Annotated in this window: 17 protein-coding genes; 16 read left to right on the top strand and 1 reads right to left on the bottom strand. The window is 73.1% G+C overall.

The genetic code is table 11. The annotated features are described in order from the left end of the window. Nucleotides 1-63: 63 nt before the first annotated feature. The 8 genes from ACFV9T_RS11925 (at nucleotide 64) to ACFV9T_RS11890 (ending at nucleotide 11,977) form a co-directional block, all read left to right on the top strand. Entirely contained in the window at nucleotides 64-1,200 is a 1,137-nt protein-coding gene (locus ACFV9T_RS11925; RefSeq protein ID WP_385438864.1) for an AAA family ATPase, read from the top strand. Next, the gene (locus ACFV9T_RS11920) at nucleotides 1,197-3,587 is read left to right on the top strand and encodes a DUF5682 family protein (protein ID WP_385438862.1); all 2,391 of its coding nucleotides are present in this window, start codon (nucleotides 1,197-1,199) and stop codon (nucleotides 3,585-3,587) included. The genes ACFV9T_RS11925 and ACFV9T_RS11920 overlap by 4 nt, the downstream gene beginning before the upstream one ends. Further along, complete coding sequence (locus tag ACFV9T_RS11915) at nucleotides 3,584-4,816, top strand: VWA domain-containing protein (RefSeq protein WP_385438859.1); 1,233 nt, start codon at nucleotides 3,584-3,586, stop codon at nucleotides 4,814-4,816. Before ACFV9T_RS11920 ends, ACFV9T_RS11915 begins: the two co-directional genes overlap by 4 nt. 158 nt (nucleotides 4,817-4,974) lie before the next feature. Then, nucleotides 4,975-5,919, top strand: a complete 945-nt coding sequence (locus ACFV9T_RS11910; protein ID WP_385438857.1) for a hypothetical protein — start codon at nucleotides 4,975-4,977, stop codon at nucleotides 5,917-5,919. 96 nt (nucleotides 5,920-6,015) lie between these two features. Then, entirely contained in the window at nucleotides 6,016-7,587 is a 1,572-nt protein-coding gene (locus tag ACFV9T_RS11905) for a hypothetical protein (protein ID WP_385438856.1), read from the top strand. 315 nt (nucleotides 7,588-7,902) lie between these two features. Further along, on the top strand, nucleotides 7,903-9,075 hold the full coding sequence (gene sucC, locus ACFV9T_RS11900; protein WP_385438854.1) for an ADP-forming succinate--CoA ligase subunit beta: 1,173 nt from the start codon (nucleotides 7,903-7,905) through the stop codon (nucleotides 9,073-9,075). 21 nt (nucleotides 9,076-9,096) lie between these two features. After that, complete coding sequence (gene sucD / locus ACFV9T_RS11895) at nucleotides 9,097-9,981, top strand: succinate--CoA ligase subunit alpha (protein WP_385438852.1); 885 nt, start codon at nucleotides 9,097-9,099, stop codon at nucleotides 9,979-9,981. 226 nt (nucleotides 9,982-10,207) lie between these two features. Continuing rightward, complete coding sequence (locus ACFV9T_RS11890; protein WP_385438850.1) at nucleotides 10,208-11,977, top strand: DUF6350 family protein; 1,770 nt, start codon at nucleotides 10,208-10,210, stop codon at nucleotides 11,975-11,977. Nucleotides 11,978-12,053: 76 nt separating this feature from the next. Here ACFV9T_RS11890 and ACFV9T_RS11885 read toward each other — a convergent pair whose 3' ends face one another. Then, nucleotides 12,054-12,989, bottom strand: a complete 936-nt coding sequence (locus tag ACFV9T_RS11885; protein ID WP_385438847.1) for a hypothetical protein — start codon at nucleotides 12,987-12,989, stop codon at nucleotides 12,054-12,056. Between the two features lie 354 nt (nucleotides 12,990-13,343). On the opposite strand from ACFV9T_RS11885, the gene purN reads away from it, so the two are divergent. From purN to ACFV9T_RS11845, 8 genes are all read left to right on the top strand, one after another. Next, nucleotides 13,344-13,991, top strand: a complete 648-nt coding sequence (purN, locus tag ACFV9T_RS11880) for a phosphoribosylglycinamide formyltransferase (protein WP_385438845.1) — start codon at nucleotides 13,344-13,346, stop codon at nucleotides 13,989-13,991. Then, nucleotides 13,988-15,553, top strand: coding sequence for a bifunctional phosphoribosylaminoimidazolecarboxamide formyltransferase/IMP cyclohydrolase (purH, locus tag ACFV9T_RS11875; RefSeq protein WP_385438842.1), 1,566 nt, complete (start codon nucleotides 13,988-13,990; stop codon nucleotides 15,551-15,553). The genes purN and purH overlap by 4 nt, the downstream gene beginning before the upstream one ends. Before the next feature lie 149 nt (nucleotides 15,554-15,702). After that, a complete protein-coding gene (locus ACFV9T_RS11870; RefSeq protein ID WP_385438840.1) occupies nucleotides 15,703-16,590 on the top strand; it encodes a bifunctional methylenetetrahydrofolate dehydrogenase/methenyltetrahydrofolate cyclohydrolase in 888 nt (295 codons plus the stop codon). Nucleotides 16,591-16,789: 199 nt separating this feature from the next. Next, nucleotides 16,790-17,194, top strand: a complete 405-nt coding sequence (locus ACFV9T_RS11865; RefSeq protein WP_385438990.1) for a DUF3017 domain-containing protein — start codon at nucleotides 16,790-16,792, stop codon at nucleotides 17,192-17,194. A gap of 404 nt (nucleotides 17,195-17,598) precedes the next feature. Further along, nucleotides 17,599-18,753: a DUF2690 domain-containing protein gene (locus tag ACFV9T_RS11860; RefSeq protein WP_385438838.1), complete on the top strand. Its 1,155-nt coding sequence runs from the start codon at nucleotides 17,599-17,601 to the stop codon at nucleotides 18,751-18,753. 377 nt (nucleotides 18,754-19,130) lie between these two features. After that, a complete protein-coding gene (locus ACFV9T_RS11855) occupies nucleotides 19,131-20,120 on the top strand; it encodes a malate dehydrogenase (RefSeq protein ID WP_385438835.1) in 990 nt (329 codons plus the stop codon). 162 nt (nucleotides 20,121-20,282) lie between these two features. After that, entirely contained in the window at nucleotides 20,283-22,037 is a 1,755-nt protein-coding gene (locus tag ACFV9T_RS11850) for a hypothetical protein (protein ID WP_385438832.1), read from the top strand. After that, a complete protein-coding gene (locus ACFV9T_RS11845) occupies nucleotides 22,024-22,443 on the top strand; it encodes a hypothetical protein (RefSeq protein WP_385438830.1) in 420 nt (139 codons plus the stop codon). The genes ACFV9T_RS11850 and ACFV9T_RS11845 overlap by 14 nt, the downstream gene beginning before the upstream one ends. The last annotated feature ends 1 nt before the right edge of the window (nucleotide 22,444 follow it).

The raw sequence follows: 22,444 nt of genomic DNA, 5'->3' as shown, positions 1-22,444 counted from the left end.
TGGGGTGGTGCAGAGTGAAACACGCGTCCGGGAGCGGAACGAGCAACGAGTCGTGGGGGAGCTGTGACCGTCACTGTGTCCGGAACCAATTCACCTGAAATCACCGAGAGCGGCGAGGCCGCCGAGGTCATCCGTCCGCACGCCGAGACCGCCTTCGCCGACGAGCTGAGCGCCCTGGCCGCCGCCGACGACCGCCCGCGCCCGGCCCGCTGGCGGCTGTCGCCGTGGGCCGTCGCCACGTATCTGCTCGGCGGGACACTGCCGGACGGCACCGTGATCACACCCAAGTACGTGGGCCCGCGCCGGATCGTCGAGGTCGCCGTCACCACGCTCGCCACCGACCGCGCCCTGCTGCTGCTCGGCGTCCCCGGCACGGCCAAGACCTGGGTCTCGGAGCACCTGGCGGCGGCGGTCAGCGGCGATTCGACGCTGCTGGTCCAGGGCACGGCCGGGACGCCGGAGGAAGCGATCCGTTACGGCTGGGACTACGCCCGGCTCCTCGCCCACGGCCCGAGCCGAGCCGCGCTCGTCCCGAGCCCGGTGATGCGGGCCATGGCGGACGGCATGACCGCGCGTGTGGAGGAGCTGACGCGCATTCCGGCCGATGTGCAGGACACGCTGATCACCGTCCTGTCCGAGAAGACCCTGCCGGTCCCCGAGCTGGGAGAAGAGGTCCAGGCGGTCCGCGGCTTCAACCTCATCGCCACCGCCAACGACCGCGACCGCGGCGTCAACGAGCTGTCCAGCGCGCTGCGCCGCCGCTTCAACACGGTGGTGCTGCCGCTGCCCGCGACCCCGGAGGACGAGGTCGACATCGTCGCCCGCCGCGTCGCCCAGATCGGCCGCTCGCTGGACCTCCCCGAGGCCCCGGAGGGCGTGGAGGAGATCCGCCGCGTCGTCACGGTCTTCCGCGAGCTGCGCGAAGGCGTGACCGGCGACGGCCGTACGAAGCTCAAGTCGCCCTCCGGCACCCTGTCGACGGCGGAGGCCATTTCCGTGGTGACGAACGGCCTGGCACTCGCCGCCCACTTCGGCGACGGCGTGCTGAGGCCCGGCGACATGGCGGCGGGCATCCTGGGCGCGGTCGTCCGCGACCCGTCCGCCGACCGCGTCATCTGGCAGGAGTACCTGGAGGCGGTCGTCCGCGAGCGCGACGGCTGGAAGGACTTCTACCGCGCCTGCCGAGAGGTGACCGCGTGAGCACGCCCGGCGCCCGGGTGCCGGAGTGGCCCTTGTTGCTGGGGGTGCGGCATCACGGGCCCGGGTCGGCGCGGGCCGTGCGGGCGGCGCTCGACGAGTGCGAGCCCGGCGTCGTGCTCATCGAGGGGCCGCCGGAGGCGGACGCGTTGGTGCACCTCGCCGCCGACGAGGGCATGCGCCCGCCCGTCGCGCTGCTCGCGCACGTGGCGGACGACCCGGGGCGCGCCGGGTTCTGGCCGCTGGCCGGGTTCTCGCCGGAGTGGGCGGCCATCCAGTGGGCGCTGGCCCGCGATGTGCCCGTGCGGTTCATCGACCTCCCGGCCGCGAACTCCCTGGCCATGACGGCGAAGGCCGGGCCGGGTGAGGCCGGGCCGGGTGAGGCCGGGCCCGGTGAGGCCGGGCCCGGTGAGGACCAGCCGGGCGACGCCGAGCGGGTGCGCGTCGATCCGCTCGCCGTCCTCGCCGGGACAGCCGGGTACGAGGACCCGGAGCGCTGGTGGGAGGACGTCGTCGAGCACCGCAGCGTCGGCGGGACGGCGGCGTTCGCCGCCGTCGGCGAGGCCATGGGGGAGCTGCGGGCCGCGTACGGGGACGGTGGGCACGAGGACGACGCCGTCCGGGAGGCCCACATGCGGGTGCGGATGCACGCGGCGCGGCGGGAGTTCGGGGAGGCCGTCGCCGTCGTCTGCGGGGCCTGGCACGTACCGGCGCTGGCCGCCCGCTCCACCGTGACCGCCGACCGGAGGCTGCTCAAGGGGCTGCCGAAGGTCAAGGCCGAGGTCAGCTGGGTGCCCTGGACGCACCGCCGGCTGGCGCGGCACAGCGGCTACGGGGCGGGGATCGCCTCGCCCGGCTGGTACAGCCATCTCTTCCACGCCCCGGACCGGCCCCTGGAGCGCTGGCTGACCAAGGTCGCCGGGTTGCTCCGGGACGAGGACTTCGCGGTGTCGTCCGCGCATGTCATCGAGGCCGTGCGGCTCGCCGAGACCCTCGCCGCCCTGCGCGGCCGCCCGCTCGCCGGGCTCGCCGAGACGACGGACGCCGTGCGGGCCGTCATGTGCGAGGGCTCGGACGTGCCGATCGCGCTGGTGCGGGACCGGCTCGTGGTGGGGGACGTGCTGGGCGAGGTCCCCGCGTCGGCCCCGGCCGTACCGCTCCAGCGGGACCTGCGGCGCGTCCAGCGTTCGCTGCGGCTGGCGCCCGAGGCCGTGGAGCGGGAGCTTGAGCTGGATCTGCGCAAGGACATGGACGCCGCGCGCAGCAGGTTGCTGCACCGGCTGCGGCTGCTGGGGGTCGGCTGGGGCACCCCGGCGGCCTCGCGCGGCAGCACCGGCACGTTCCGCGAGACGTGGCGGCTGAGCTGGGAGCCGGAGCTGTCGGTGCGGGTCGCGGAGGCGGGGGTGTGGGGCACCACCGTGCTGTCGGCGGCCACCGCCAAGGCCGAGTCCGAGGCGCTGGGCGCCTCGGCCCTCGCCGAGGTCACCGAGCTGGCCGAGCGCTGTCTGCTGGCCGCGCTCCCGGACGCCCTCCCCGTGGTGATGCGCGCGCTCGCCGACCGCGCCGCGCTCGACGCGGACGTGGGCCACCTGGCGCAGGCGCTGCCCGCCCTGGTGCGGTCGGTGCGGTACGGGGACGTACGCGGCACCGACACCGCGGCGCTGGGCGAGGTCGCCGCGGGCCTGGCCGAACGGATCCTGGTCGGCCTCCCGCCCGCCTGCGCGGGCCTCGACGCGGACGGCGCCGCCGAGATGCTCCGCCACCTGGAGGCCGTACACCGGGCGCTCGCCCTCCTGCCGGAGCCCAAGACGGCCGAGGCAGCCGCTTCGGGTGGGCCGCTGCGGGGGCGTTGGGCGGGGGTTCTGCGGGGGATCGCCGGGCGGGACGGGGGGTCCGCCGTCCCGGGGCTGTTCCGGGGGCGGGCCGCGCGGTTGCTGCTGGACGACGGGCGGCTCGCCGAGGACGAGGCGGCGCGGCTGATGCGGCTCGCGCTCTCGCCCGGCACCGCACCGCCCGAGGCGGCCTCCTGGATCGAGGGGTTCATCGGCGGCGGTGCGGGCGGCGGCATGTTGCTCGTCCACGACGAACGGCTGCTCGGGCTCATCGACGGCTGGCTCACCTCCGTACCCGCCGATGCGTTCACGGATGTCCTGCCGCTGCTGCGGCGCACCTTCTCCGCCTACGACACGGGCGTCCGCCGCACCCTCGGCGAGCTGGTGCGGCGCGGTCCCGGGAGCGACGCGGACGGCGAGGCGGCACCCGCGGGGCCCGCCGCGCCCGGCTTCGGCCCGGGGACCGATGCGGACCGGGCGGAGGCCGCCGTACCGACGGTGCGGCTGCTGCTCGGTCTTGGTCCTCATCGCGACGACATCTCGGAGGTGGCCCGATGACGGACATGGACACGGGCACGGACGCGGGCACGGGCACGGACACGGACACGGACAGCGGGGACGAACGGCTGCGGCGCTGGCGGCTGGTGCTCGGCGGGCAGGGCGGCGGTGACGGCACCGGCGGTGGCACCGGCGACGGCACCGGCCGCGAACTGAGCGGCACCGACGCCGCCATGGACCGCACCCTCGAAGCGCTCTACGGAGACGGCACCGGCCCCGGCGGCGGCGCCCGGTCGGGCGGGCTCGGCGGCTCCGCGCCGCAAGCGGCGCGCTGGCTCGGCGACATCCGTACGTACTTCCCCACCTCCGTCGTCCAGGTCATGCAGCGCGACGCCATCGACCGGCTCGGCCTGTCGGCGCTGCTGCTGGAGCCGGAGATGCTGGAGGCCGTGGAGGCGGACGTGCATCTGGTGGGCACCCTGCTCTCGCTCAACAAGGCGATGCCGGAAACCACCAGGACCACCGCGCGGGCCGTCGTCCGCAAGGTCGTCGAGGAGCTGGAGAAGCGGATCGCGACCCGCACCCGCGCGACCCTCACCGGAGCGCTCGACCGGTCCGCCCGGATCAGCCGCCCCCGCCACCGGGACATCGACTGGAACCGCACCATCCGCGCCAACCTCAAGAACTACGTCCCCGAGCACCGCACGGTGGTTCCCGAGCGGCTGATCGGTTACGGACGGGCGGCGCGCGGGGTGAAGAAGGACGTCATCCTGTGCGTCGACCAGTCGGGGTCGATGGCCGCGTCCGTGGTGTACGCCTCCGTGTTCGGCGCCGTGCTCGCCTCGATGCGGTCGATCGCCACCCGGCTCGTCGTCTTCGACACCTCCGTGGTGGACCTGACCGACGATCTGGACGATCCGGTGGACGTCCTGTTCGGCACCCGGCTCGGCGGCGGCACCGACATCAACCGGGCGCTCGCGTACTGCCAGTCGCGGATCACCCGGCCCGCGGACACCGTCGTCGTGCTGATCAGCGACCTCTACGAGGGCGGGATACGCGACGAGATGCTGGGGCGGGTCGCCGCGATGAAGGCGTCCGGGGTGCAGTTCGTGGCGCTGCTCGCGCTGTCCGACGAGGGGGCGCCGAGTTACGACCGGGAGCACGCGGCGGCGCTCGCCGCGCTCGGCGCACCCGCCTTCGCCTGCACCCCCGATCTCTTCCCGGAGGTGATGGCGGCGGCGATCGAGCGGCGCCAACCACCGATACCGGACATGGCGATGCATCACTGACCATCACTGGCCAGGGGCTTGCGCGGCCCCCTGTGGGTCGTGCAAGGATCATTCCCGTCGCCAGGACGTGGAATGTGACCGTCCGCTTGGCGCTTCGCCTGTTGCCGTACCACGGAAGGCCCTCCCTCTTGTCTGCCGCGTTCGCTCTGCCTGCCGCTGTGCGCCTGCCGCGCACCGTGGCCGCGCGGCGGGCGCTGCTGGCGACGCTGTTCCTCGGGGGCTTCCTGGCACTGGCGTTCCTCTTCGGGGGCAGCGCCCAGGCGGCCGAGCGGGGAGAGTTGACGACCGGATCGGTCACGGGCCACCAGGCCCAGGCAGCGGACCTGGTCGACTCGACGCGAGCCGCCGCGAAGTCGGCCGCCAAGGCGGTTCCGGCGAAGGCGACGGCAGCCACGACGGAAGCCAAGGCAGCACCGGCGAAGGCCGCTCCGGCCAAGGCGGCGGCAGCCAAGACGGCCCCGGCCAAGGCGGTCAAGACCGCCGACACCGTGGCACGCCACGCCGCGCACAGCGCCACCGACACCGTCCGCGAGACGGTGGAACCGGTGCGCGAGCCGGTCGAGCGGCACACCCGCCAGGTCACCGACCCGGTCGATGACCTGGTCAAGGACGCCACGGGCGCGGACCTCCCGGTCCGGCTGTCCGAGGTCGGCGACGCCGGTGTCGGCGCCCTGGGTGACGCCTCCGGCGAGCACGGCGCCGCGTCGGGCCACGGCCCGGCCGCGGACGACGCCGACAAGAACGACACCCTGCGCCACCCGGCCCAGCCCGCCGCGGCCCCGCTCGGGCCCGACACGGCGGACTCGGACGCCGCCCCGCGTACCGCCGACTCCCACGACGACGGTCACGGCACCGCCGTCCGGGCGTCCGACGGCGCGGGCCGGGGCGACAGCGCTCCGGCGCCGATGCCCCTCCCGCGGTCCCCCTTCGGGACCGTCACCCAGTGCACCGGCGACAGCGGCGCTCCCCGTGGCGGGAACACCCATGCCGCTCTGCCGCCGTCCGGCGACGCGCACTTCGGGCTCGAGCCCGGCGCGGTCCGCGCGGACAGCTCAGCGCCGACGCGCGAGCGGTACAACGAAGTCCTCGAATTCCCCGGCTAGGGCAGACCTCCCCCCGTCTGTAAGACCTGCCGCGCGGGGGCGGGTCAGGTCTGCCCGTTCGCTCACCCCTCTTGAATTCGAAGGACTTCTTCCACCATGCGCAACAACGTTCGCCGCTCCATCCTCGTCGCCGCTGCCGCCACCGGTATCTGGGCCCTCGGCTCGGCCGCCGCCAACGCCGCCGAGACCCCGAACGTCCCCTCCACCGACAGCGTCACCAGCACGGTGGGCGGCGTCACGGGCAAGGTCTCCGACACGACCGACAAGGTCACCGACACGACGGACAAGGTGACGGACACCACCGGCAAGGTGACCGACACCGTCGACGGTGCGACCGGCGATGTGGCCGACACGTCCAAGCTGAACGACTCCGCGAAGAAGACCGTGGACGGCGTGACCGGCACCGTCGACGACACCGTGGACGGTGCCGCCAAGGGCGAGCTGCCGGACGTCTCCAAGACCACCCGCGATGTGACCGGTGGCGCGCTCGACGGTGTGACCGGTGACGCCGCCAAGCCGGGCAAGGTCGTCAAGAAGGCCCACAAGGCCGTGAAGTCCGTCCAGAAGACCGCCGACGTCGACCTGCCCACCGGCGAGGTGCCCGGCGTCGTTCCGCACCTGCCGGGCCTCGGCTCGCTGCCGGTCAGCGGCTCCTCGCTGCCCGCCGCCGCCCCGGTGCCGTCCGTCAAGGGCGCCCCGGCCGAGCTGCCCGCCCAGCTTCCGGCCGCCCCGAAGCTGCCCGCCGCCCCCGGCGCCGCCGACAACCTGCTCGCCTCGCTCTCCGGCGCGGGCGTCCGCCCGGAGGAGCTGACCGGCAAGGCCAAGGGCACCGTGGGCATCGCCAAGCCCGTCGTGAACGGCGTCGCCGACGACGTGCTGCCGCCCGTCGCGCACCGCGTCGTGGTCAAGGTCGTCCCGGTCGCGCAGGGCACCGTGGACGACGCGGGCGTGCTGGCCGGTGACGCCGTGGGCAAGACCGTGCCGTACGTCGCCTACGTGGGCGGCAGCGCGCAGGGCTACGCGCTGGGCACCGCCAGCAACGTGGTTCCGTTCGCGCAGGGCACCGTCGCCGACGCCGTGCCGTTCGTGCAGAACACCGTGACCAACGCCGTGCCGGTCGCCCAGAACACCGTCACCAACACGGTTCCGTTCGCCGCCGACCTGGCCACCAGCACCGTTCCGTTCGCGCTGGACCTGACCGGCTCCGTGGCCACGAACGCGCAGGGCACCGCGGTGGACACCGTGGCCCGCGTGCAGAGCCTGCTCCCGGTGGCCCCGGTCGACCTGACCGACGCCGCCAACATCCCGGCCCTCCCGGTCCTCCCCGCGGTCCCGGCCCACCTGCCGACCGTCCCGGCGGACCTGCCGACCGTCCCGGCCGAGCTGCCGTCGGTCCCGGCGGACCTGCCGACCGTCCCGGCCGAGCTGCCGACCGTCCCGGCGGACCTGCCCACCGTTCCGGCCGACCTGCCGTCGGTCCCGGCGCAGCTGCCCACCGACCTGCCGACCGTCCCGGGCCAGCTCCCGACCGACCTGCCGAAGGTCCCGGCCGACCTGCCGAAGGTCCCGGCCCAGCTGCCCACCGACCTGCCGACCAACGTCCCGGCCGAGCTGCCGAACGTCCCGGCCGACCTGCCCACCGCCCCGGGCACCCTCCCGGCCGTCTGACGGTCGTCTGACGGCTGTACGCAGCCGTGATACCGCGCACACGCCAAGAGCGGGCAGTCCTCGTTGGGGAGGGGGCTGCCCGCTTTTCGGTTCCGAAATAGGTGCGTACGGTCGCGATCTGTGACTGTAATCACCGCTCCAGTGTGATCTGCGATTTAGGGACGCACGTCTCGCGGTTATAACCTGCGAGACGGACATGCCGCGTACCCGGCGCACGTGTGCCGCCCTCTCATAGATCGCGTCCTCACGCTGGCCATCGCGGCACGCCCGCGCAGATAACGACCGCGATATCCAGTGGAAAAGGGACGGACGCGCGTGGACCTGTTCGAGTACCAGGCGAGGGACCTCTTCGCCAAGCACGGTGTACCGGTGCTGGCCGGTGAAGTCATCGACACGCCTGAGACGGCGCGCGAGGTGGCCGAGCGACTGGGCGGCCGCGCGGTCGTCAAGGCGCAGGTCAAGGTTGGCGGCCGCGGCAAGGCGGGCGGCGTCAAGCTGGCCTCCGACCCGGCCGACGCCGTGGAGAAGGCGACCCAGATCCTGGGTATGGACATCAAGGGCCACACGGTCCACAAGGTGATGCTCGCCCAGACCGCGGACATCAAGGAGGAGTACTACGTCTCCTTCCTGCTGGACCGCACCAACCGCACCTTCCTCGCCATGGCCTCCGTCGAGGGCGGCGTGGAGATCGAGGTCGTCGCGGAGCAGAACCCCGACGCGCTCGCCAAGATCCCGGTGGACGCCATCGAGGGTGTGACCCCCGAGAAGGCCGCCGAGATCGTCGCCGCGGCGAAGTTCCCGGCCGAGATCGCCGACCAGGTGGCCGACGTCCTCCAGCAGCTGTGGACCGTCTTCATCAACGAGGACGCCCTGCTCGTCGAGGTCAACCCGCTCGTCAAGACCGGTGACGGCAAGATCATCGCGCTTGACGGCAAGGTGACGCTGGACGCCAACGCCGAGTTCCGCCAGCCGGAGCACGCGGCGCTCGAGGACAAGGCCGCGGCCAACCCCCTCGAGGCGGCGGCCAAGGCGAAGGGCCTCAACTACGTCAAGCTCGACGGCGAGGTCGGCATCATCGGCAACGGCGCGGGTCTGGTCATGTCGACCCTCGACGTCGTCGCGTACGCCGGTGAGAACCACGGCAACGTGAAGCCCGCCAACTTCCTCGACATCGGTGGCGGCGCCTCCGCCGAGGTGATGGCCAACGGTCTTGAGATCATCCTCGGCGACCCGGACGTCAAGTCCGTCTTCGTCAACGTCTTCGGCGGGATCACCGCGTGCGACGCCGTCGCCAACGGCATCGTTCAGGCCCTGGAGCTGCTGAAGTCCAAGGGCGAGGACGTCTCCAAGCCGCTCGTGGTGCGTCTCGACGGCAACAACGCGGAGCTGGGTCGCAAGATCCTCACCGACGCCAACCACCCGCTCGTGCAGCAGGTGGACACCATGGACGGCGCGGCTGAGCGCGCCGCCGAGCTGGCTGCGAAGTAAGGGACGAGGTCACCAGAAACCATGGCTATCTTCCTCACCAAGGAAAGCAAGGTCATCGTCCAGGGGATGACCGGGTCCGAGGGGCAGAAGCACACCCGTCGGATGCTCGCCTCGGGCACCAACATCGTCGGTGGCGTGAACCCGCGCAAGGCCGGCACGACCGTTGACTTCGACGGCAGCGAGGTACCGGTCTTCGGCTCGGTCAAGGAGGCCATCGAGGCCACCGGCGCCGACGTCACGGTCATCTTCGTCCCGGAGAAGTTCACCAAGAGCGCGGTCATCGAGGCGATCGACGCCGAGATCCCGCTCGCCGTGGTGATCACCGAGGGCATCGCCGTTCACGACTCCGCCAACTTCTGGGCCTACGCCGGTCAGAAGGGCAACAAGACCCGCATCATCGGCCCGAACTGCCCGGGTCTGATCACGCCGGGTCAGTCGAACGCGGGCATCATCCCGGCCGACATCACCAAGCCCGGCCGCATCGGTCTGGTGTCGAAGTCCGGCACCCTGACCTACCAGATGATGTACGAGCTGCGGGACATCGGCTTCTCGTCCTGCGTCGGCATCGGTGGCGACCCGGTCATCGGCACCACCCACATCGACGCGCTGGCCGCCTTCGAGGCCGACCCCGACACCGACCTGATCGTGATGATCGGTGAGATCGGTGGCGACGCCGAGGAGCGGGCCGCGGACTTCATCAAGGCCAACGTCACCAAGCCGGTCGTCGGCTACGTGGCGGGCTTCACCGCGCCCGAGGGCAAGACCATGGGCCACGCCGGTGCGATCGTGTCCGGTTCCTCCGGCACCGCCCAGGCGAAGAAGGAGGCCCTGGAGGCCGCGGGCGTGAAGGTCGGCAAGACCCCGACCGAGACCGCCGGTCTGGCGCGCGCCGCGCTGGCAGGCTGACGGAGCGCAGCACGCTTCAACGGGCGCGGGCCCGTACCCCCGGACGGGTGGTACGGGCCCGCGCCTTTCGCGTTCCCGGGCCGCTCCCGGGGCCGTATGCCGCCGCTCAGCAAAAGGTACATAAGCCCATTACGTGCGACACGCGGCCAATCACTTGATGTACGGATGAAACGACTGTTATTGGCAGCATGGGCCCGTGACCCAAACGACCGATCGCAGTCCATCGGTGTCCTCACGCGGTAGCGCCGCGCTCGAGCGCCCCTCCGTCGCCAGGGAAGCGTTCCTCGGCGGCGTGGTGGCCGCGGGGCTCGGCCTGGGCACGCTCGCCGTCGTCGTCCTGCTGCTGTGGATCACCTCCTCGTCCCCCGACAGCAGCCCCGACGGGGCGCTGCACGTCGCCGCCGACCTGTGGCTCCTCGGGCACGGCGCCGACCTCGTACGGACCGAGACGCTGTCCGGGCATCCGTCGCCCGTCGGGCTGACCCCGCTGCTCATCAGCGCGCTGCCCTGCTGGCTGCTCTACCGCGCCGCGCAGCACGCGGTCTACCAGGGCCAGGCGGAGGAGGCCGAGGGACAGTGGGTGCCCGAGGAGTCCGTCGTCGACCCCCGTACCGCCTTCGGCTGGGTGACCGGCGGCTATCTGCTCGTCGGCACGGCGGCCGTGCTGTACGCCACGGCCGGGCCGCTGCACGTCGACCCGCTCAGCGCCGCGCTGCAGCTGCCGCTCGTCGCCGCGGCCGTCGCCGCCCTCGGCGTGTGGGTGGCCGACGGCCGGTTCCCGGTGCGGCCGCCCGCGCGGGTGAAGGCGGCGCTGGGCCGGGTGCCGGGCGCGGCGTGGCTGGCGGCGGGCGTCGTCCGCTGCGCGTCGTGGCTGCGCGGGAGCTGGTGCCGACGGCGCCGGTTGCTCGCCGCGTGCCGCGCCGGGGCCAGCGGGGTCATGGTGCTGCTCGGCAGCGGCGCGCTGCTCGCCGGGGTGTCGGTGCTGAGCCACACGGGGTCGGTGCAGGTGGCGTTCCTCCAGCTCAGCGACGTATGGCAGGGCCGCTTCGCGGTGCTGCTGGTCAGCCTGGCGCTGCTGCCGAACGCCATCGTGTGGGGCGCCTCGTACGGCATCGGCGCCGGTTTCGCGGCCGGGGGCGGCAGCGTGGTCGCCCCGCTCGGCGTCACGACCTACCCCCAGCTGCCGCACTTCCCCCTGGTCTCGGCGCTGCCCGAGGAGGGTCCGCACTGGCCGGTGAACTGGCTGATCGGGGCCCTGGCGGGGGCGTCGGTGGCCTGGCTGACGGCGGTCGCGGCGGCCCGGCGGCCCGGCAAGGGCGCGCCCCGCCCGGCGTGGGGCTGGGGCGAGACGGCGGTGCTGGCGGGGCTCGCGGCGCTCGGCTGCGCGGTCGTGATGGCGCTGCTGGCCGCCGTGTCCGGCGGACCGCTGGGCGCGGGCATCCTCGCCGACCTCGGCCCCGACTGGTGGCGCACCGGCACGGCCACGCTCGCCTGGACCGGAATGATCGCGGTGCCCGGGGCGCTGGTGGTGCGCTGGGTGCGGCTGTACGTCCCCACCCGGGCGACCTGGGCGGAGTGGAAGGCGGCCCGCGCGGCGAAGGCCCAGGCCCGGGCGGAGGTACGGGCGAAGGAGCGGGCGGCCCACGAGGAGGCGCTGGCCCGGGTGGCGCTGGAGCCGAAGCCGGAGCCGGAGGCCGAGCAGATCGACCTGCGGAAGGCCATGGCCGAGCCCTGGTGGCAGTGGCTGAAGCCGAGCCCTCGGCAGCGCGGCAAGCGGCAGCGCGGCAAGGGCGAGCGCGAGCCGGAGCACGCCCCGGATCCGGCGACGAGCCCGGGCCTGGGCTCCGGGGTCGGCACCGGCATGGGCGCGGGCACGATGGCCGACTTCATGGGCGGCATGGTGGGCGCGACCGGCCCGATGGTGGGCCCGGGCCCGGTGGAGGCGCAGGCCGCGCCCCCGCACCGGAAATCCGACGCCCCGGAGGAGACCCCGTAGATCGTGTAGACCCCGTGGACCGCCGCAGCCGCCCCGGACAGGACGTCCGGGGCGGCTGCGGTATGCGGGTGGTGCGCTATTCGCCGGTGCTGAGGAGGGGCCGCAGCTCCTTGGGGAGCTGCTTCTCGCAGGCCTGCTGGGAGGTCTGGGTGAGGGCGTCCTCCACGCAGCTGTAGTAGTCCTTGTAGACGATCTGGAAGCTGAACGTCGCCGCCACGATCGCGAGCGCGAGCCCGCCCGTCACCAGCCCGCTGATCGCCGCCGTCGACTGCGGCTTCGACGAGCCGGAGCCGGTGCCGGGCGCGGGCAGCCGGGCCGGGGTGGCGCCGGGCGGCGGGGGCGGCGCGTTGAGCGGAGCGTTCGCCGTGCCGCTCACGGCGGCGGCCGAGGCCGTGGCCTTACGGCGCGGCTTGGCCCGCAGCGAGCTGATGCCCCAGTACAGCGCGAGCGCGCCGAGCAGCAGCGCGATCTGCGCCAGGCTGAAGAGCGCGAAGAAGAACGCCCACATGCCCGCCAGCAGCGCGTACCGGGCGCGCCGCTGGGCCGGGTCGGTGGGGTCCCAGCCGCGCGGACCGGCCGGGCCGCCGCCCTGGCCGCCGGGGCCGGACGGGCGGTTGCCGCCGGGGCCGGGGCCGGAGCCGAAGCCGCCGCTCTGCCGACCGGGCTGGCGGCTGCTCCACTGGCTGCCCCAGGCCGGGGGCTGCTGCGGCTGGTCGTCCTGACCGTTCTGCGAGCCCTGGCCGCCGCTCTGCGGGTCCTGGCCGCCCTGGGCGTCACCGTTCCCGCTGTCGCTGCTGCTGTCGCCCTCGGGCCGGTGCCGGGGCTGCCAGGGCTGGTCGGGCCTGCCCTCGGGCGGCGGGGCGAACGGATTGTCCTCGGGCCGGTCCTCGCCGTGGTGGCCCCCGGACGAGGCGGAGGAGGGCGAGGAGGACGAGGGGGATGAGGATGAGGACGACGGTGACTGCTGCTCGCGCAGCAGCGGCGTCGTACGCGACGTGCGGGCGCGCCTCATCGCCGCCCCCCGGTGCGGGTGGGGGTCGGAGTGAGGCGATGTGCCGCGCGGCGGCGTCGGTCCGGCATCTGGAATGTGTCTTCCCCTTGTGTCGTCGTCCTGCACACCCGGGCCCGGGTACGGCTGCTTCCGTACGGCTCGGCGGGGCGGGCGCGACGGTCGTTCCCACGGCGTCAGTTGGATTCGCAGTCCAGACGCTACCTCCCGTGCCCGCCCCCGTCCCCCGGGGGCCGCTTCGTGTGCCGGTATCGTTGCTGACGGTCGGCGGCTTCGTAGAGTTCCCCGGAATTCAACAGGCCATGACCTTGTACGACCACACAAACGGCAGCACCGCCCGCGAGAAAGATCCCCGCCGTGGCCTCCCCGCCCCTCCCCGCCCCTTCCGGGTCCCCTGCCCGTCTCGTCGTCCTCGTCTCCGGCTCCGGTACGAATCTGCAGGCGCTCCTCGACGCCATCGCCGACGACGGCGCCGCGGCCTACGGAGCCCAGGTCGTGGCCGTCGGCGCCGACCGCCGCGACATCGCCGGTCTGGAGCGCGCCGAGCGCGCCGGTATCCCCACCTTCGTCTGCCGCGTCAAGGACTACGCGAACCGCGCCGAGTGGGACGCGGCGCTGGCAGCCCAGACCGCCGCGTACGAGCCGGACCTGGTGGTCTCGGCGGGATTCATGAAGATCCTGGGCAAGGAGTTCCTGGCCCGCTTCGGCGGCCGGTGTGTGAACACCCACCCGGCCCTGCTGCCCAGCTTTCCCGGTGCCCACGGGGTGCGCGACGCGCTCGCGTACGGCGTGAAGGCCACCGGCTGCACCGTCCACTTCGTCGACGACGGCGTCGACACCGGCCCGATCATCGCCCAGGGCGTGGTCGAGGTCCGGGACGAGGACGACGAGTCCGCTCTACATGAGCGGATCAAGGAAATCGAGCGTTCGCTGCTCGTCGAGGTCGTGGGGCGTCTGGCCCGTCACGGCTACCGCATTGAGGGACGAAAGGTAAGGATCCCGTGACCGCCGAAGGTACCAAGCGGCCCATCCGCCGCGCGCTGGTCAGCGTGTACGACAAGACCGGGCTCGAGGAGCTGGCACAGGGGCTGCACGCGGCGGGTGTCCAGCTCGTCTCGACCGGCTCGACGGCCGCGAAGATCGCGGCGGCGGGCGTTCCGGTGACCAAGGTCGAGGAGCTGACCGGCTTCCCGGAGTGTCTGGACGGCCGCGTCAAGACCCTGCACCCGCGCGTCCACGCGGGCATCCTCGCCGACCAGCGCCTCGACGCGCACCGCGAGCAGCTCACCGAGCTGGGCGTCGAGCCGTTCGAACTGGTCGTCGTCAACCTCTACCCGTTCCGCGAGACGGTCGCCTCGGGCGCCTCGCCCGACGAGTGCGTCGAGCAGATCGACATCGGCGGTCCGTCGATGGTCCGCGCCGCCGCCAAGAACCACCCGTCCGTGGCGGTCGTCGTCAACCCGGCCGCCTACGGTGACGTCCTCAAGGCCGCCGCCGACGGCGGCTTCGACCTGGCGCGCCGCAAGCGGCTGGCGGCCGAGGCGTTCCAGCACACCGCGGCGTACGACGTGGCGGTCGCCAACTGGTTCGCGGAAGGCTACGGGGCGGACGACGAGGGCGAGTGGCCGGACTTCACCGGCGCGACCTTCACCCGCAAGCAGGTCCTGCGCTACGGCGAGAACCCGCACCAGCCCGCCGCGCTCTACAGCGACGGCAGCGGCACGGGCCTCGCGCACGCGGAGCAGCTGCACGGCAAGGAGATGTCGTACAACAACTACGTCGACACCGAGGCCGCCCGCCGCGCCGCCCACGACCACGCCGAGCCGTGCGTCGCGATCATCAAGCACGCCAACCCCTGCGGGATCGCGACCGGCGCGGACGTCGCCGAAGCGCACCGCAAGGCGCACGCGTGCGACTCGCTGTCGGCGTTCGGCGGCGTGATCGCCGTCAACCGTCCGGTGTCGGTCGCCATGGCGGAGCAGGTCGCCGAGATCTTCACCGAGGTCATCGTCGCCCCCGGGTACGAGGACGGCGCGGTCGAGGTGCTGGCCCGTAAGAAGAACATCCGCGTGCTGCGCTGCGCCGACGCCCCCGCGGCCGCCACCGAGCGGCGGCCCATCGAGGGCGGCACGCTGGTGCAGGCCAAGGACCGGTTCCAGGCCGAGGGCGACGACCCGGCGAACTGGACCCTGGCGACCGGTGCGGCGCTGGACGCCGACGGCCTCGCCGAGCTGGCCTTCGCCTGGCGCGCCTGCCGGGCGGTCAAGTCCAACGCGATCCTGCTCGCCAAGGACAACGCCACGGTCGGCGTCGGCATGGGCCAGGTCAACCGTGTCGACTCGGCGAAGCTGGCCGTGGCCCGGGCGGGCGAGGAGCGGGCGGCCGGTGCGTACGCCGCCTCCGACGCCTTCTTCCCGTTCCCGGACGGCTTCGAGGTGCTGGCCGAGGCGGGCGTCAAGGCCGTGGTGCAGCCGGGCGGCTCGGTCCGCGACGAGCAGGTGGTCGAGGCGGCCGGCAAGGCGGGCGTGACCATGTACTTCACCGGTACCCGGCACTTCTTCCACTGAGCGCGCCCGACGCGACATATCTCACTGGAGGCCGCACCCCGAGGTCAGGGGTGCGGCCTCCGCCGCCCACCCCACCGCGTCCCCTCTCACAGGCTCTTCTCATGGGCCCTGAGTGGAATCGATGTCCCCGCATCCGGGAGGATGAAGCCATGACCGCCCAGATTCTCGATGGCAAGGCAACCGCCGCCGCGATCAAGTCCGATCTCGTCAGCCGCGTGGAGGCGCTGAAGGCCAAGGGCGTCCATCCCGGCCTCGGAACCCTGCTCGTCGGCGAAGACCCGGGCAGCAAGTGGTACGTCGCGGGCAAGCACCGCGACTGCGCCCAGGTGGGCATCGCGTCCATCCGCCGCGACCTGCCCGACACCGCCACCCAGGAGGAGATCGAGGCGGCGGTCCGCGAGCTGAACGAGGACCCGGAGTGCACGGGCTACATCGTCCAGCTGCCGCTGCCCAAGGGCATCGACACCAACCGGGTGCTGGAGCTGATCGACCCGGCCAAGGACGCCGACGGGCTGCACCCGATGAGCCTCGGCAAGCTGGTGCTGAACGAGACCGCGCCGCTGCCGTGCACGCCGCAGGGCATCATCCAGCTGCTGCGCCACCACGGCGTGGAGATCAACGGCGCGCATGTGGTGGTCGTCGGCCGCGGCATCACCGTGGGCCGGTCGATCGGGCTGCTGCTCACCCGCCGCTCCGAGAACGCGACGGTCACGCTGTGCCACACCGGCACCCGCGACCTGTCCGCGCAGCTGCGCCAGGCCGACATCATCGTGGCGGCCGCCGGGGTGCGGCACCTGGTGAAGGCGGAGGACGTCAAGCCGGGCGCCGCCGTGCTCGACGTGGGCGTCAGCCGGGACGCGGAGGGCAAGATCGCGGGCGATGTGCACCCCGACGTGTCCGAGGTCGCGGCCTGGATCTCGCCGAACCCGGGCGGCGTCGGCCCGATGACGCGCGCTCAGCTGCTGGTCAACGTCGTGGAAGCGGCGGAGCGGGACGCGAAGGCGGCCGCCGACGGCGGTGCCGGTCATGACGGCTGAGGCGAGCGAGGAACCCGCGACCGGTCAGACGGCGGCGGGTCAGAAGGCGGCGGCTGATGACCAGGCTCCGGCCGATGGGGCTTCAGCCGATGGAGCTGCGACCGGTGGAGCTGCGACCGGTGGAGCTGCGACCGGTGGGGCTGCGGCCGGTGGAGCTGCGACCGGTGGGGCTTCGTCGGGTAAGCCGACGGTCGCGGAACTGCCCGGGCTGCTGCTCCGTAAGTCCCGCCGCTTCCCGCTGATCACCCGCGACACCGCGCGTCCGCAGGGCGGCGGCCGGGCCGCGCCCGGCAGCGCCCCGTCGGCCGCCCGGCAGTGGCCGTTCGTGGCCGTGGTGGGCGGCGTCGCGCTCGGGCTGCTGATCGTCTCGCTGGACGGCTTCCGGCTGGGCACGGCGCTGATCGGGCTGTCCCTGCTGGCGGGCGCCGCGCTGCGGTGGGCGCTCCCGGAGGTGGGGATGCTGGCCGTACGGTCGCGCTTCACCGACCTGCTGACGTACGGCGGGCTCGGCGCGGTGATCGTGCTGCTGTCGCTGATGGTCCAGCCGGACCCCTGGATCAAGCTCCCGTTCCTTCAGGACGTGGTGCACTTCACGGTCCGCTAGTCCGCGCCCTCCGCGCGGCCCGTCAACGGAACGGCGGCCCGTCCTCACCCCCCGCGGGAGGACGGGCCGCCGTTGGCTTGTTCGCTTCCCTTACTGACCCTGACGGCGGTCCGCCCTCTCCCCCGAAGAAGGACGGACCGCCTGATGACCAGGGTTGTGTGTCAGCTGTGCGGGATCAATGAGTGTCGGGGGCCTGTGGCTTGGAAGTGACAGTTCCGCAACGAGGTATCCGCCGTGCAACGACGAGCAGGAGCAGGGGGAGTGCGCTCCCCAGTCCGAAATGCTCCGATGCGCCCCCGCGCGAGGAACTGACATCCTGGGGCAAGGCATCTCTTTGGGTAGTCACTTCGGCGCCCAGAGCCAGGGGAACGACCAGGTACGTACGGGGGGACAGGGGGAGGCACATGCCTCGTTGGAGGGACCTGCCGGAGGAACTCGACCCGCAGGTGCGGGAGTTCACCGGGCAGTTACGCGGGCTCGTCGACCGGAGCGGGATGAGCGTCGTGGCCATCGCCGACCGCACGGGCTACAGCAAGACCTCCTGGGAGCGTTACCTCGGCGGCAGACTCCTGCCGCCGCAGGGCGCGGTGGAGGCGCTGGCCGAGGCGACGGGCGCGGACGTGGGTCATCTCAGCACCCTGTGGGAGCTGGCGGAGCGGGCGTGGAGCCGCGCCGAGATGCGGCACGACGTCACGATGGAGGCGATCCGCGTCGACCGGGCGCGGGCGGCGCTGGAGGAGTTCGCGCCGCCGCCGGTGGAGAAGAGGAACGGGCGCAAACCGGCGAAGTCCAATCCGGCGGCCTTCCCGAGCGTGCGGAGCACCCCGGGCGCCCCGAGTACCCCGAGCGTCCAGGGCGTTGACGTACCCGCGCCCGAACACCCGCTGGTGGAGCCCGTCCCGGCGGCGTCATCGCCCGCGCGGCTCACACCGCCCGCGCAGCCCGCCGCGCCCACCCCGCCCTCACCACCTGAGGCCGATGAGCCGGGCCCGCCGCGTCCCGCCGAGCGGCCCCGGCGCCGTATCGCGCTGTTCGCCGCGGGCGTCGTCGGCACGCTGCTGATCGTGGCCGGGGCCGTACTGGTGACCAGCCAGGGCGACGGCGGCGAGAAGCGGGCCCAGAAGCCGGTCAAGGCCCCCGCCACCACCGCCTCCCGGCTCCCGGCGGGGGTGAAGTGCTCCGGGGACGACTGCGCCGGGAAGGACCCGGAGGCCATGGGCTGCGGCGGGAAGTACGCCACGACGACCGCGAACGCGATGGTCGGGACGGCGTACGTCGAGGTCCGCTACAGCAAGGTCTGCGGCGCCGCATGGGCCCGCATCGCCCAGGCGGCCCCCGGTGATCAGGTACAGGTCAGCGCCCCGGCCAAGGGTGGCGGGACGGGCCGTGCCGAGCGCGGCACGGTCGACGCGGACGGCGACGCGTACACCGGCATGGTCACCGCGGGCGCCACCGCGCGGGCCACCGCGTGCGCCACCCTCACCGGCGGCCAGCGCGGCTGCACCCCGCAGGAGGGCACCGCGGATCCGTCCGGGGGAATTTCGGAACGGGGGGAATGACCCCCGGGAATCGGGGCAGGCGCAGGCCGAACCCCCCCACGGGTGCGGCACCGGGCGGCCGTCTGTACTCCCCCTCCTGGCAGGCGGCCGCTAGGGGGTGTCTTTCGGATCAGGCCGGATCAGCGAGCGGCGTCTGGTGCGGTAGCTCGCAACCCGCGTGAGGAGAGCGCAGCGGCGCTGCGTGCGACGAGCGCGGGGCCGCGAGATGCCGTGCCAGACGTCGGGAGCCCGGCATGATCTGGAAGACACCCCCTGGGGGCGTGGCCGGTGAGCGGCGACACACAGGCCCGGGGATGCGGGCGCCGCGTCGTCGGATAGCCTGACGCCGGTATCTCGACACCAAGAGATCTCGGACAAACACAGCGCAGGAGACCGCCATGACCCGCACTCCCGTCAATGTCACCGTCACCGGCGCGGCCGGCCAGATCGGCTACGCGCTGCTCTTCCGCATCGCCTCCGGTCAGCTTCTCGGCGCTGATGTGCCGGTCAAACTGCGGCTTCTGGAGATCCCCCAGGGGCTGAAGGCGGCCGAGGGCACCGCGATGGAGCTGGACGACTGCGCGTTCCCGCTGCTGCGCGGCGTGGACATCTCCGACGACCCGAACGTCGCCTTCGACGGCGCCAACGTCGCGCTGCTGGTCGGCGCCCGCCCGCGCACCAAGGGCATGGAGCGCGGCGACCTGCTGGAGGCCAACGGTGGCATCTTCAAGCCGCAGGGCAAGGCCATCAACGACCACGCGGCGGACGACATCAAGGTCCTGGTCGTGGGCAACCCGGCCAACACCAACGCGCTGATCGCCCAGGCCGCCGCCCCGGACGTACCGGGCGACCGCTTCACCGCGATGACGCGCCTGGACCACAACCGCGCGCTGTCGCAGCTCGCCCAGAAGACCGGGGTGCCGGTCGCGGAGATCAAGAAGCTCACGATCTGGGGCAACCACTCCGCCACCCAGTACCCGGACGTCTTCCACGCCGAGGTCGGGGGCAAGAACGCCGCCGAGGTCGTCAACGACGAGCAGTGGCTGGCCGACACCTTCATCCCGACCGTCGCCAAGCGCGGCGCCGCGATCATCGAGGCCCGTGGCGCGTCCTCGGCCGCCTCCGCCGCCAACGCCGCCATCGACCACGTCCACACCTGGGTCAACGGCACCGCGGCGGGCGACTGGACCTCCATGGGCATCCCGTCGGACGGCTCGTACGGCGTGCCGGAGGGTCTGATCTCGTCGTTCCCGGTCACCACCAAGGACGGCAAGTACGAGATCGTCCAGGGCCTGGAGATCAACGAGTTCTCCCGCACCCGCATCGACGCGTCGGTGAAGGAGCTGGAGGAGGAGCGCGAGGCCGTGCGCGGTCTGGGCCTCATCTGACGCACCCCGCTGACGCACCCCGCTGCGGACTTCCCGCCGCGGACTTCCGAAGGGTCACCCTCCGTTTTTCACTCCGGAGGGTGACCCTTTGGCTATTCGCTGTTCTTGCGCCCCACCTTCTCCTACCGTAAGAGGGGTTGACGCCGGCCTCGGGGGGAGAGCATGGGCACAGGCAGTCGCAGTGATCCCGAAACCAGACACCCAGACAGATATGCCGCCAGTGAGGCCACGCGGCTGCTGTGCGCGGGTGCCTATCTGGACGACGATTTCCGGGACGCGGTCGTGGACGAGCTGCTGGTCCACGAGGAGCGCGTCGTGGCCCCGTCGCTGGGCATCGACGCGTCCCGGGTGCTCGCCCACGCGCTGCGCGCCCGCCGCCTGGAGGCGGGCTGGATTCTGCTGCTGATCGGGCTCTGGCTGCTGCACGCCCTGCTCGCCAAGGGCTTCTTCCTCATCTTCGTGCTGTCCTGCGGGCTGTTACTGGTGGCGACCTGGGCCAGGGGCGGCGCCTCGGGCCCGTTCCGCGCCGACTATCCGGGCTCGGACGGGATCCCGCCCTCGCGGCGGCGGCTGGCCGCGGTGCTGCGGGTGGCCGGAGTGCTGCTGCTGATCGTCTATGTCTTCTCCGCGCTGGAGCTGGTCTTCTCGGACGATCCGGAGCCGAGCACTCTGGACGGTGGCGCGCTCTCGGAGCTGACGACCGCGTCGGGCACGGGCGCCGCCTGGGCCGCGCTGCTCATCCCCACCGCGATGGCCGCCGCGGTCGCCCTGCACCGCGAGCACGTGGCCCGGGTGCTGTCCAGCGACCTCGATCCGCAGACCTTCGCCACTCCGGCCGACGACCCCGCCGAGCGCTCCGGCAGCGCCCGCGTCCGGCGGGTGCGGGAGCTGATCCGGCGCGAGCAGCACGCGCCCGTGATCCTCTACCACGATCAGCACCCCTTTCTCGGAGCGGGCACCGCGCACGCCACCTGGACGCTCGCGGTCGAGCTGCGGCCGCGCGAGGGCCGTACGGCGGTGCCGCTCGACAACCGGGTGGTCCTGGAGCGGATCCGGCCGCTGGTGGAGAGCCTGCGCACCCCGTCCGCCCGGCCTCCCGCCCAAAGTCCTGTAGTGCCGAGTCCCGTGGTGCCGACTTCCGTGGTGCCGAGGCAGTCGGTCGAGGTCCGCGACCGGCTGCGCGGTCTGGAGCTGGACGAGTGCGTGTTCGTGAAGGCCACCGGGCTGCGCAGCCGCTCCCTCGCGCCGTACGGCGAGGCGCACTTCGAGCGGGAGCGGGCCGAGGCGGTCGAGGAGGGCGGCGAGGTCCGGCGGCACTTCCTGCGCATCAGGGTCGGAGCCTGGAAGGAGGAGGTCGTCACCACCGTCTTCGTCCGGGTGCACACCCAGGGCGGCATGCTGATGCTGGAGTTCGCCCCGCATGTGCTGCGCCCGATCCGCCCGGACTTCCGCGCGATCGACCGGCTCACCGACTCCCACCGCCGAGGCGGGCTGCCGGGCAAGGCGCTGTGGGCGCTGGCCCGGACGCCCACGGCCGCGGGCCGCGTGCTGGTCCACGGCTTCCGGATGATCGCCTTCTTTGTGCGGATGTACACGGGCGCCTATGGCGCGGCCATCCCCGACGGGCCCTGGAAGTCCGTGCGCGAGCTGGGCAGCGACCACAGTGCCTCGCTCTTCCAGGAGATGGACGTCAGCCGCTATCTGAAGAGCGTCGAGGACCGGGTGGCCAACGGGGTCCGGCAGGCGCTGGACGAAGCCGGATGGGAGACCGGCGAGTTCGAGCAGAAGATCATCAACGTGAGCGGTGGCGGCATCTTCATCGAGTCCGCACAGGACAGCGCCATCACCGTCGGCGACAACAACACGGTCAGCAACACCAGGGGCAACAGAGGGGGAGGCGGCGATGGGGACGGCTGAGAGGGACGAGGAAAGCGGCGCGGGCACGGCCGGAGGCCAGGGCGGGCGGCGGTTCGGGAACATCCGCATCGGCAATGTGCGCGACGGTGTCGTCGGCATTGGCGACAACAACCGCATCGTGAACGGGCCCCAGGGCGGCGCCGTCTGCGACCCCGCGTACGAGGAGCTGCTGCGCGCCGTCGGGCAGCTCTCCGCCGATCTGGCGCGGCTGGTCGACAGCCCGCAGGTCAGCGCCCTGTCGGACGAACTGACCAGCACTCAGGACGAGATCCAGCGCACCGGTCGGGCCGGGGCGGGCCGTCTCGCCCGGCTCCGGGTGCTGCTGCAGGACGCCGGGGCCGGTGTCGGCATGCTGGCGTCGGGCGTTGCCGTCGGCCAGGCGGTCGGCGCGCTGCTGGGCGGCTGAG

Source organism: Streptomyces sp. NPDC059850 (genome assembly GCF_042731515.1).
Lineage (GTDB): Bacteria > Actinomycetota > Actinomycetes > Streptomycetales > Streptomycetaceae > Streptomyces.
Note: the sequence above shows the minus strand (reverse complement) of the source record. Positions and strands in the feature narration are given on the sequence as shown.

Coding starts and splice junctions, on each gene's coding strand:
- ACFV9T_RS11915 (WP_385438859.1), top strand. CDS start 3,584: ATGACGGACATGGACACGGGCACGGACGCGGGCACGGGCACGGACACG.
- ACFV9T_RS11905 (WP_385438856.1), top strand. CDS start 6,016: ATGCGCAACAACGTTCGCCGCTCCATCCTCGTCGCCGCTGCCGCCACC.
- sucD (WP_385438852.1), top strand. CDS start 9,097: ATGGCTATCTTCCTCACCAAGGAAAGCAAGGTCATCGTCCAGGGGATG.
- ACFV9T_RS11885 (WP_385438847.1), bottom strand. CDS start 12,989: ATGAGGCGCGCCCGCACGTCGCGTACGACGCCGCTGCTGCGCGAGCAG.
- ACFV9T_RS11870 (WP_385438840.1), top strand. CDS start 15,703: ATGACCGCCCAGATTCTCGATGGCAAGGCAACCGCCGCCGCGATCAAG.
- ACFV9T_RS11860 (WP_385438838.1), top strand. CDS start 17,599: ATGCCTCGTTGGAGGGACCTGCCGGAGGAACTCGACCCGCAGGTGCGG.
- ACFV9T_RS11855 (WP_385438835.1), top strand. CDS start 19,131: ATGACCCGCACTCCCGTCAATGTCACCGTCACCGGCGCGGCCGGCCAG.
- ACFV9T_RS11850 (WP_385438832.1), top strand. CDS start 20,283: ATGGGCACAGGCAGTCGCAGTGATCCCGAAACCAGACACCCAGACAGA.
- ACFV9T_RS11845 (WP_385438830.1), top strand. CDS start 22,024: ATGGGGACGGCTGAGAGGGACGAGGAAAGCGGCGCGGGCACGGCCGGA.